Annotated in this window: 9 protein-coding genes; 3 read left to right on the forward strand and 6 right to left on the reverse strand. The window is 73.3% G+C overall.

The genetic code is table 11. From position 1 onward, the window contains the following. Positions 1–12: 12 nt before the first annotated feature. Both BLA60_RS03175 and BLA60_RS03180 read right to left on the reverse strand, forming a co-directional pair. Positions 13–1,227 (reverse strand): MFS transporter, encoded by a 1,215-nt coding sequence (locus tag BLA60_RS03175; RefSeq protein ID WP_154814074.1) that lies wholly within the window; start codon positions 1,225–1,227, stop codon positions 13–15. A 2-nt stretch (positions 1,228–1,229) separates the two neighbouring features. Then, on the reverse strand, positions 1,230–2,273 hold the full coding sequence (locus BLA60_RS03180; RefSeq protein ID WP_075131115.1) for a MerR family transcriptional regulator: 1,044 nt from the start codon (positions 2,271–2,273) through the stop codon (positions 1,230–1,232). Between the two features lie 122 nt (positions 2,274–2,395). Here BLA60_RS03180 and BLA60_RS03185 point away from each other — a divergent pair, with 122 nt between their 5' ends. The 3 genes from BLA60_RS03185 to BLA60_RS03195 all read left to right on the forward strand — a co-directional run bounded on the left by BLA60_RS03185 (position 2,396) and on the right by BLA60_RS03195 (position 7,726). Continuing rightward, positions 2,396–6,085 (forward strand): S8 family serine peptidase, encoded by a 3,690-nt coding sequence (locus tag BLA60_RS03185; protein ID WP_154814075.1) that lies wholly within the window; start codon positions 2,396–2,398, stop codon positions 6,083–6,085. Positions 6,086–6,218: 133 nt separating this feature from the next. Continuing rightward, complete coding sequence (locus BLA60_RS03190) at positions 6,219–7,349, forward strand: hypothetical protein (RefSeq protein ID WP_075131117.1); 1,131 nt, start codon at positions 6,219–6,221, stop codon at positions 7,347–7,349. Beyond that, entirely contained in the window at positions 7,346–7,726 is a 381-nt protein-coding gene (locus tag BLA60_RS03195; RefSeq protein WP_075131118.1) for a hypothetical protein, read from the forward strand. Before BLA60_RS03190 ends, BLA60_RS03195 begins: the two co-directional genes overlap by 4 nt. 1 nt (position 7,727) lies before the next feature. Here BLA60_RS03195 and BLA60_RS03200 read toward each other — a convergent pair whose 3' ends face one another. The 4 genes from BLA60_RS03200 to BLA60_RS03215 are packed head-to-tail and all read right to left on the reverse strand — an operon-like array spanning position 7,728 to position 10,997. Beyond that, on the reverse strand, positions 7,728–9,137 hold the full coding sequence (locus BLA60_RS03200; RefSeq protein ID WP_075131119.1) for an aldehyde dehydrogenase: 1,410 nt from the start codon (positions 9,135–9,137) through the stop codon (positions 7,728–7,730). A gap of 4 nt (positions 9,138–9,141) precedes the next feature. Next, complete coding sequence (locus BLA60_RS03205) at positions 9,142–9,327, reverse strand: tautomerase family protein (protein ID WP_075131120.1); 186 nt, start codon at positions 9,325–9,327, stop codon at positions 9,142–9,144. A 9-nt stretch (positions 9,328–9,336) separates the two neighbouring features. Then, entirely contained in the window at positions 9,337–10,023 is a 687-nt protein-coding gene (locus BLA60_RS03210; protein WP_075131491.1) for a 2-keto-4-pentenoate hydratase, read from the reverse strand. Between the two features lie 5 nt (positions 10,024–10,028). Further along, positions 10,029–10,997, reverse strand: coding sequence for an SAM-dependent methyltransferase (locus BLA60_RS03215; RefSeq protein WP_075131121.1), 969 nt, complete (start codon positions 10,995–10,997; stop codon positions 10,029–10,031). Positions 10,998–11,021 lie beyond the last annotated feature (24 nt).

The following is an 11,021-nucleotide window of genomic DNA, read 5'->3' on the forward strand; positions in this document are numbered from 1 at the left end:
CTCGCTCGGCGGTCATGTCGTTTTCGCGGGCACCGGGCGCCGGCCGGTCCGCAGGGTCCGGTCACGCAGCACCACCACCGGCGTGACGGCGGCCAGGACGGCGGCGACGGCGATCGTCACACCGGTCCCGGTGGTGGCGGCCAGAACACCGACGATCGCGTTGGCCGGGAGCATCGGGACCAGCTGGACCAGGATCAGCAGGCTCTGGAAACGGGAGGTCATCGCCGGGGGCGTCAGGCCGAGGTAGGTCGGGAAGACGTGCGCGGTGAACACGACGACCCCGGAGCCGACGACGGTCGTCGCGGCGGCGGCCAGTGGCCACACCGGCGCGAGCGCCAGCAACCCGAGGCCGGTCGCGACGACCAGTGGGCCGATCGTCATCGGCAGGTGGGGACGCGCGGCGGTCCCGCGCCAGGCGAACCAGGCACTGGTCGCCAGGCCGCCGACCACCCAGCACGCCTCGACCCAGCCGGTCTCGCCCGCTGACCAGCCGCGTTCCCGGGCGGCCAGCGGGATTCCCAGCAGGACGGTCGGAAGCACGCCGCCGGCGACGATCGCCACGGCCAGCAGGAGGTTCGGCACGCCCTCGGTGGCCCGCGCGGTGCGCAGACCATCGACGATGCTCCGGAACCCGGCCGACGCGGCGGGGTCGCGGTCACCGGAGTGCTCCCGTGGCGGCCGGACCAGCAGCAGGGTGATCATCAGCGCCAGGAACCCGACCAGGTCGAGCAGGGCCACCCCCGCCAGGCCCAACGGCCCGACCAGCAGTCCACCGAGCGGCGGCGCGGTGATGCGGGCCACCTGGTTGGACATCCCGGCCCGGGCCACCGCCGCGCCCAGCCGGTGGTCGTCGACGAACAGGCGGGGGAACGTGCCGGCCGCCGGGCGGGCGAACGCGAACACGGTGCCGGTGAGCGTCGCCGCCGCCACGAGCAGCCACGGCTCGGGGCCCCACAGGGCCGAGGTCACCGCCAGCGTCGTGCAGACCAGGATCATCGCGATCTCCGTGGCGATCAGCACCCGGCGCGGGCCGAACCGGTCGGCGACCGCACCGCCGACCAGGCACAGCAGCACCGCGGGGAGCACGGACGCGATCGCCACCGTCGCGGCGGGTCCGGGACCGTGGCCGCTCGCGGTCCAGGTCAGTGCGAAGGCGAGCAGTCCGGCGCCCAGCTCGGACCCGAGCGAGGCGACGATCCAGGAGTGGAACCCTCGGGGAAAGCGCATGGTCACTGCTGGGGCATCACGAGGGCGGCGAAGTCGGGCTGGCCGGGATCACGCCACAGCAGCGGCCGTCCGTTCGCCCGGACCTCGCACACCAGGTCGACCCCGAACGCGGCGCCGGCGATGACGGCCACCGCCGAGGCGGACAGCTCCAGCGTGACCGGGTCACCGCGGTGCCGGCCGGTGACCCGGCGCCGGCCGATGGTCAGCACGGCCTTCCCGTCGGCGGCGACCACGCGAACCGGTTCCTCGGCCGGTCCGGTGAGGGCCTGCCTGGCCACCACGATCCGGCTCACGCGGACCGCGTCGATCTCCAGAACCTGGTCCACGCTGGGAAAGCGGTCCGGTGCCGGCTCGACGGACAGTTCGGTGCCGTCCTCGTCGCGCAGGACGACCCGCGACGGCCGGGCGACGACCAGGTCGACGGTGGCGCGCCCGTGGAGCCAGTCCAGGGTCGGGCCGGTGGCGATCTGCGCCCGGGTGGGCGGGCCGGTGACCACGGCGGGAAGCGCGGTCCGCGCCAGCAGGAGGTACCGGTTGGTGGCGACGACGGCGACCCCGCCGGCGGTGAGGTCGATCAGTACTCCGTCCAGATCGGTGCCGTCGCCGGGCCGCCCGCTGGCCGCCATCACCTGCCGGATCGCCGTGGCGAGGACGTCGGCGTCCAGCCGCGCCCGGGTGTCCGGTTCGGCCCCGGTCGCCCGCAGGCTCCGGCGCAGTTCGGCGACGACCCGTTCGGCGGCCTCGGACCGGGAGCGGGTGTCGCTGACCCACTCGTCGAGCAGCCGCTCGCTCATGTCGGGGGTGGCGTCGAGCAGTTCCCGGATCCGGTCGAGGGACAGTCCCGCGTCGCGCAGCCGGCGGATCCAGATCGCCCGCTGCCACTGCGAGGGCGTGTAGTAGCGGTAGCCGGTGCGGTCGTCGACGTCCGCCGGCACCAGCAGCCCGTTCTCGCCGTAGGACCGGATCGCGCTGACGCTCAGCCCGACGGAGCGGGCGAAGCTGCTGATGGTCTGCAGCGGCGGCTGCCGGGGAGCGGAGTGGGACATGCCGGGAATCGTCGACTCTCACCCCGCCTGAGAGTCAACCCGGATAAAGGTGGGTTAAACGGCGGTTGCGGCCTTCGTGACGGGAACGGTAGTTAGGAACTGCCCGACATTGAGGAGATCTGGTGGGTCGACGAAGAGTGTGGCGCGGTGGAACCGGGGTCGCGCTGGCGGTCACGCTGGCCGCGGGTCTGGTCACCGCGACGGGGCAGGGGGCGGTGGCCGAACCAGGCGCCACCGTCGGACGGGGAGAGCCGGTCTCGGTCACGCTGGTCAGCGGGGACCGGGTGGAACTGTGGGGAAGCGGCCCGACGGCGCCGCTGCGGATCGAGCCGGCGCGGCGGCCACGCCCGGTTCCGTTCCAGGACTACTGGCACGACGGGGACCGCTACGTCGTTCCCGCCGACGCCGCCAAGCTGGTCAGCGACGGCGTGCTGGACCGCGCGCTGTTCAACGTCACCGGACTGGTGCGCCAGCGCTACGACGACGCGCACACCACGGCGGTGCCGCTGCTGGTCGAGCACAGCGGCGCGCGGGCGGCGGTGATGTCGACCGGCACCACGGTGCGTCGCGCCCTGCCCGAACTCGACCTGACAGCGCTGGACCAGGACAAGGCCAGCGCCGGGGACTTCTACGACCGGCTCACCGCGCCGACCACGCTGCGCACCACCGGGATCCAGAAGATCTGGCTGAACAAGCGGGTTCGCGCGACCCTGGACCAGAGCGTGCCGCAGATCGGCGCGCCGGCCGCCTGGGAACGCGGGCTGACCGGGGCCGGGGCACGGGTCGCCGTACTGGACAGCGGGATCGACACCGATCACCCGGACCTGGCCGGCAAGGTCGCGGCCAGCAAGGACTTCTCCGGCTCCGACGGGATCGAGGACCGGCTCGGTCACGGCACGCACGTCGCGTCGATCATCACCGGGTCGGGGGCGGCCTCGGGCGGGCGGTACCAGGGGGTGGCCCCGGACGTCAGCCTCGCGGTCGGCAAGGTGCTCGACGACTCCGGCTGGGGCACCGAGGACGGCGTGCTCGCCGGGATGCGGTGGGCGGCCGCCGAGTCCGGCGCGAAGATCGTCAACATGAGTCTGGGCAGCGGGCCCAGCGACGGCCAGGACCCGGTGTCGCTCGCGGTGAACACGCTCAGCCGCGAGTACGGGACGTTGTTCGTCGTCTCCGCCGGCAACTACGGGTCGCCGGGAACGGTGTCCTCCCCGGCGACCGCCGACGACGCGCTCGCCGTCGGCAGTGTGTCCAAACAGGACGAAGTGAGTGACTTCTCCAGCCAGGGGCCCCGGCTGGGCGACAACGCGGTCAAGCCGGAGATCAGCGCCCCGGGCGGGCAGATCGTGGCGGCCAGCCCGGCCGGTGTGCCGCCGCTGGGCGAACCGGTCGGCGACGCCTACCAGCGACTCGACGGCACCTCGATGGCCGCCCCGCACGTCGCCGCCGCCGCGGCGATCCTGGCCCAACAGCACCCCGACTGGACCGCGCCCGCGCTGAAGTCGGCGCTGGTCAGCAGCGCGCGGGAGGTTGCCGGCGCCGGCGTGTTCCAGGTCGGTGCCGGCCGGCTCGACCTGGACCGGGCGACCGCGACCCCGGTCGTGGCCACCGGTGCGGTGTCGGCGTACCTGCCGTGGCCCAACACCGGGACGCAGGTGCGCCGGACGGTCACCTGGACCAACGCCGGTGACGCGCCGGTCACCCTGACGCTGCGGGCCGACGTGACCGGTGCGAACGGCGAGCCGGCCCCGGCCGGGCTGGTCACGCTGGCCGAGGACACGGTGACCGTGCCGGCCGGTGGCAGCGCGCCGGTCGACGTGCTCGTCACCGGGCAGGAGGACGGGGCGGGGACCTACTCCGGGGTCCTGGTGGCCACCGACGGCACGGTCGGCACCCGCACCGCGATCTCGGTGTACCAGCAGGAACAGCGGTTCTCGTTCACGGCGAACCTGCTGGACCGCGACGGCGCCGCCCCCGGGGCGGACTTCTGGGCGCTGGCCCACATTTTCGACGTGGAGACCGGCGACATGTACCTGGCCTACTCGGGTGAGACGATCAGCCTGCCCCGAGGCCGGTACTCCGTCCACACCACAACCAACACCCGCGACCCGGACCACGAGACCGTCTACACGGTCATCAGTCATCCCGACCTGTCCCTGGACCGGGACGTCACGCAGGTGTTCGACGCCAGGCTCGGGCAGCCGGTCACGGCCGAGCCGGACAACCCCGAGGCCAACGGTGGAACCCACTCGATCGAGGCCCTGACACGCCTCGGTGACTGCGACTGCATGTTCTCCCTCGCCTACGAGGCCGACCCCCGGTTCGCCCTGGGGTACGCGGCGACCCTGCCGGGCACGGCCTCGGACGGCTACGCCCTGGCCCAGAGTCGCCGGGCGACGGAGCCGGAGTTGGAGATGGTGGCCGACGACGGCGAACGGTTCGACGTCAACCTCCAGTTGCTGTACGGCGATCCGCCGACCGAACAGTCCTCGCTGAGGGCCGTGTACGGCGGCTCGGGCACACCGGAGGACCTGGCGAAGATCGACGCCGCCGGCAAGCTGGTGGTGATCGAGTTCGACCCGTACCTCGGCCGGGACGAGTGGCTGCGGCGCGGGGTCAACGTCGCCGAGGCCGGGGGAAAGCTGGCCCTGATCCGCTTCGTGGACCAGGGGGCCGAACCACTGCCGCCGGACCCGGTCGACGCCGAGCCGGTGCCGGCCTTCTACGGCGAGGGCAACCCCACGGTGGACCGGCTGGTCGAGTTGGTCAAACGGGGTGAGTCCACCGTCGACTACGTCAGCCGGGCGAGTACCGACCTGCGCTACGAGCTGGCCCACGGCGTGGCGCGGCAGGTGACGGGGCCGGTCACGTACCGGCCGAGGACCAGTGAGCTGGCCACCATGCGGGCGGCCTACCACGACAACGCGCCGGCCACGGTCGCCTACGGTGCCTTCACGACGATGTTCGACCGCCCCATCGGCCCCGGGTGGACCGCGCGGACGGCGGCCCAGCAGGTGCGGACGGAGTACTTCACGCCGGGTGAGTGGGACCTGTTCTGGAGCACCGGCCCGGACTCACTGGGCGAGACGGTGACGCTGGCCGCCGGCCAGCCGCCGACCCGGATCGCGTGGAACAAGGCGGTGATCGGCCCGACGTTGCGCGGCACCACCATCAACACCCTGCAGGAGGACCCGCACCCGTGGTCCTGGCGCCACGACGGGCAGCTCAGCGTGAAACTGCCGATGTACGGCGACTCGGCCGGCCGGGCGAGAATGGTCGACCCGTTCCGGGACGCCACCGGGTCGGTCACCGTGTACCGGGACGGCGAGGAGATCGGGAACTCCCCGGTGACCGAGGTCGTGGAGTACCCGGTGCCGGACGCGGACTCGTCCTACCGGGTGGTGGCCGAGGCCCGTCAGTCGAACGCGGCCTGGCCACTGTCCACTGTGGTCACGGCGGACTGGGTGTTCCGCTCGTCGGCGGCCGGCGAGGGCGCGGCGTTGCCGATGCTCACCGCCCGGTTCGACCCGTCGGTGGACGTCCGCAACCGGGCGCCCGGCAACCAGCGGGTCAGCTTCCCTGCCTACGTGGAACGGCAGGACGGCCCGGCCCGGATCACCTCGCTGTCGGTGGACGTCTCCTACGACGACGGGGCGACCTGGCGGCCGGCCGAGGTTCGTCGTGTCGACGGCCACTGGACGGTGTCCGTGCGGCACCCGGCGAAGGGCTACGCCTCCCTGCGGGCCCGAACGTCCGATGTGGACGGTAACCGACTGGCGCAGACGATCATCCGCGCCTATCAGATCGGCTGAGTGACACCGGGGCCGGCGGAATTCGCCGGCCCCGGTTCCGCCATGATCGAGTCGTCGGTTTTCCGGTTTTACCGCGCGTTACCCGGCGGTATGCGACATCATTCCTTCAGTTGTCACATTGCTGGAGGGGTGCATGTCGTTCTACGTGGATGCGGCGGCCGTCGCGGGGCTGTCCGCCCTGGTGACGCGAAACGGTGGCGGTGCACAGCTGTTCGCCAACTACAACAAGGGGTCCGGACCGAACGAGTTCGGCGAGGGGGTACTGATCAACCTCTGCGCGCAGTCGCTGGACCGGTGGCAGCAGCTCGCCCGGGACAACTCCCAGCGGGGCGCCGACCTGCTCCTCGGGTGCGGACACCAACTGGAGCACGCCGCCGAGCTCTACGCCGGCGTCGACCACGAGTACGCGGCCAAGCTCGACGCGACCTACCCGCACGGCGGTGGCGCCGCCCCGCTGGAGCCGGGTCAGGTACGCGCGGCCGACTCCGCCGGCGAGTTCACCGACTGGGAGAACCCGTCGTCGAACCCGCGAGACCCGAGCAAGGAGTACCAGGGGCCGCCGACACTGGGCGAGGCCGACGCGGCGGGCTCGGGCTGGAACATCGACCTGGAGGGCGAGGTCGACCGCGTCACCGGCGCGGTGTCCCTGGCCAGGCAGATCCGCGACGTGCTCCGGGCCATCCTCGGGCTCGATCCCTTCGACGTGGCGCTCACGCTGATCGCCGGCCACTGGGAGCTGCTGCTCTACCAGGCGCGGTGCGTCGAGGACCTGGACCCCGGGTTCACCAGGATCCGGGAGAACCTGGACCGGGGCCGGTTCGCCGTGCAGGACCGGTGGGAGGGGAACGCGGCCGGCGCGTTCGAGGTGTGGATGCTCAACTACTGCCTGGCCGCCGACGAGCTCGCCACCTTCGGCCGGGAGGCCGGCTGGAAGATGAGGAACTTCGCGGAGGCCGCGTACCACCAGTTCCAGGCGCTGAACATCGCGATCGACTTCCTGATCGACCTGGTGCTCGACCTCGTGCTCGCGGGCGGCGGCACGATGATCGGTGGGGCGCTGTCGGTACTGCGTGGCGAGAACCCCATCGAGGCGATCGGGTCGATCGTGGCCGCCTACGGGCAGGTGTCCACGATCCTCGACGCCATCCGGGTACTGGGGCACGAGTTGGTGTCGATCTCGGACGTGGTCGCCGGCAACGGCGAGGCCGTCGCGCGCAGCTGGCCGAGCAATCCCAGCGAGTACGTCCACCCGGAGTTCCGGTGACCGAGCTGCCGGAGAACCCCTGGGCCACCCGGCAGGGCCGCCTCGCCAGGGCCGAGCAGTTCCGGCGGCTCGCCTCGGGGGAGGGCGAACTGGCCGAGTTCGCCAAGGAGGTACTGGCCGGCCGGGTGGAGCCGCACGCGCTCGTCCGCTCCCCGGTCCTGAGCGACGAGGTGATGCGCACTCTCCATGCCCAGGTCGAGCGCTGGCACGCGCTGTCGGACAGGGAACGCGAGGAGATCGTGGCCGGGGCCGAGGAACGGACCCGGGCGCGGATCGAGGCACTGGCCGAGGCCGCCGAGTCCGCCGGGTCCGCTGACGAACCGGGACCACCGGAGGAGGACCCGCCGGCCGGGCCGGTGCTGCGCGACGCCTGGTAGGTCAGTCGATGGCCAGGGTGACGGTCCGGGGTTCGGTGAAGAAGTCCCTGCTGAACACGCCGCCCTCGCGGCCGATGCCGGAGTCGCCCGCGCCGCCGAACGGCGCCCGCAGGTCACGCACGAAGAAGCAGTTGACCCAGACCGTCCCGCCGCGCAGCGCGGCCGCCACCCGGTGCGCGCGGTTGAGATCGGTGGTGAACAGCATCGCGTTGAGGCCGTAGGAGGTGTCGTTGGCCAGGCGTACCGCCTCCTGCTCGGTATCGAAGGGGGCGATCACGGCGACCGGGCCGAAGATCTCCTCCCGCCACAGCGGGCTGGCCGGTGGCACGCCGGTCAGCAGCGCCGGGGGGACGGTCCAGTCGTCGGTGGCCGGGAGCGGATGCCCGGCCATGGCCAGGTACGCGGTGACCTTCCGGTGGTGCTCGGCCGAGGAGAGCGGGCCGACCCGGGTCGCCGGGTCGCGCGGGTCACCCACCGGCATGGCCGCCGCCCGGTCGGCCAGCAGCCGGTGGAACTCGTCGTGGACCGGGCGCTGCACCAGGATCCTGGTGCCCGCCAGGCACATCTGGCCGGCGTTGCCGAACGCGGCGTGCGCGGCGTGATCGGCGGCGACCGCCAAGTCGGCGTCGGCGAACACCACCGAGGCGCCCTTGCCGCCCAGCTCCATGCTCACCGGGGTCAGGTTCGCCGAGGCGGCGGTGGCCACCGCCCGGCCGGTCGCCGACTCGCCGGTGAACGTCACCCGGTCGACGCCGGGGTGGGAGACCAGCCACTCGCCGGCGGCGTTCGGGCCCGGTCCGTGCACGACGTTGAGCACCCCCGGCGGGAAACCGGCCTCCAGCGCCAGGCGCGCCAGCGCGGTGGCCGACGCCGGGCTCTGCTCGGCCGGCTTGAGCACGACGGTGTTGCCCCAGGCCAGTGCCGGTGCGATCTTCCACGAGCCCAGCATGAGCGGGAAGTTCCACGGCGCGACGGCCGCGACCACACCGGCCGGGGGATAGCGGGTGTGGACGAGGTGGCCGCCGTCGGCGGGGAACACCTCGGCCGGACACAGCCGCGCGTGGTCGGCGAAGAAGCGGAAGTTGGCCGCCGCGCGGGGCACGTCCCTGGTCAGCACCTCGTGCCGGGGGCGGCCCATGTCCGAGGTGTCGGCCGTGGCCAACTCCTCGCCGTCGCGCACGATCAGGTCGGCCAGCCGGTGCAGCAGCCGGCCCCGTTCGGCGAAACCGAGCCGGGGCCAGTGGCCGTGGTCGGCCTCCTGCCGGGCGGCGCGGACCGCGCGGTCGACGTCGGCCGGGCCGGCGAGGGCGGCGCTGGCCCACGCGCGTCTGGTCCACGGGTCCACCGACGCGAACCGCGCGCCGTCGGCCGACTCGGTCTCCCGGCCGGCGATGACGTGGGGGACGAACACGGCGTCACCGGTCCGCGAGGATCGTGCCGCCGGCGATCACCTCGGCCGGTTCGACCTCGACGATCCAGGCGCGGACCGACGTCCTCGGTGTGCCGGTCGACGTCTCGACGGCGTCGGCCAGTGCCGCGAGCAGGGCGCGTTTCTGTTCGGCCGTGCGGCCGGCGGCCATGGTGACCTGGATGAACGGCATGGGTACTCCTCAGCTGATCGTCACGAGCAGATCCCGGCCGCCGCCGCGTACGCGGACCTCGCCGCGCCGCGCCGGGACGGCGGCCGTGGGGGAGCCGAGCAGCACGACCTCCCCGGCGCGCAGGCCGCCGACCTCGCCGGCCAGCCACGCCAGGTGCGGTCCGGCCGGGTCCAGCTCGCCGGCGCCGGCCGGCTCGTCGTCGACGAACAGCTGGAGCGGCCCGGGTGTCACCGCCTCGCCGGCGACCACCGCCGCACCGCCGGAGGCGTTGTCGGCGATCACGTCGGCGATGGTGAACCGGTAGGCGCGCCACACGCTGTCCAGGACGTCGAGGGCGAGCACGTACTTCTCGACGGCGTCGGCCGCCCGCCGGGCGTCGGTCCCCGGCGGCACGTCCGCGCCGAGCACCGCCGCCAGCTCCGGCTCGATCCGGGGTTGGATGAACCGGTCGAGCCGGACCGTGGCCGGCGCGCGCAGCAGGTCGGACTGGCCGAGGTGGCCCCGGATGGGCTCGGACATCCCCATCTGCTCCTGCTTGGCGCGGCTGACCAGGCCGAGCTTCCAGCCCACCCGCGCCTGGCCGAAGACCTCGCGCTGCACCTGGTAGGCCTGCTCGACCGTCAACCGGGCCGGCGGCGCGTCGACCGCCGTCCTGGTGCGCCGGGCCGTGCGGATGGTGTCCCGCACCGTCTCCACGGCGATCACCCGGCCCTGCGGGCGAGCATCAGCAGGGCGCCGGGCATCGTCGGGCGCACCTCGCGGGCGACGGTGAACCCGGCGTCGGCCAGCACCGCGTGCCAGCCGGGCGCGTCCAGCAGTCGCTGGCCCATGAGGGCGTGGACCAGCGTGAACTCGGGGCTGAACAGCTGGCCGGGTTCGGTCGTCGCCGGGGTGACCTCGGCGATCAGCAGGTGCGCGCCGGCCGGCAGTCGCCGGGCCAGGCCGCGCAGGTGGTCGACCAGCGCCGCGCGTCCGGCGGCGAGGATCTCGTGCAGCAGGAAGAAGGTGACGACCAGGTCGGTGGCGGCGATTCCGGGGAGCGCGGCGAGGTCACCGGCGTCGAGCTGGCGCACCGACACGGTGCCGGCGGCGCCGGCCGCGCTGATCTCCCGTTCGGCCTCCGCGCAGGCCCGGGAGTCCTCGTCGACCCCGGTCCCGGTGGCGCCGAACCGGCGGCAGATCTCCAGCAGGAACCGGGCGTTGCCGCAGCCGAGGTCGAGCACCCTGGTCACGCGCGTTCCGTCGAGCAGATCGAGGGCCTGGGGGACCAGGTCGCGGGCGCCGACCAGCGCCGACCCGACCGCCACGCCGCTGCCGTCGCGGCCGGCGTGGTCGTCGGTGCCGCGCGCGCCGGTGACGAACTCGGCGATCGACCGCATCGGCAGGCCGTAGCCCCGGCTGAGCCACACGAGGTAGCCGATGTCGGCGCGGATCGCGTCGCCGAGCGGGGTGAACCGATGTCGGTCGCCGCACTCCTCGACGATCCCGCGCGCCGCCAGGTAGTCCAGCAGCGGTGCGCCCAGACCGTGGGAATCGGGGGCGAGCCGGCCGGTGGCGGCCAGCTCCGCAAGCAGTCCCGCCGTTTCCAGAGAGGCGAGAGTCGCGCACAGGGAAAACCCGGAAAACAGGTCGAAGGCGGGTCGGGCAGCAGTGTTCAAATCGATGACCACGACCTCGACGTTAGCGCCTCGGTG

This window comes from Actinophytocola xinjiangensis (assembly GCF_001921215.1).
GTDB classification, from domain to species: domain Bacteria; phylum Actinomycetota; class Actinomycetes; order Mycobacteriales; family Pseudonocardiaceae; genus Actinophytocola; species Actinophytocola xinjiangensis.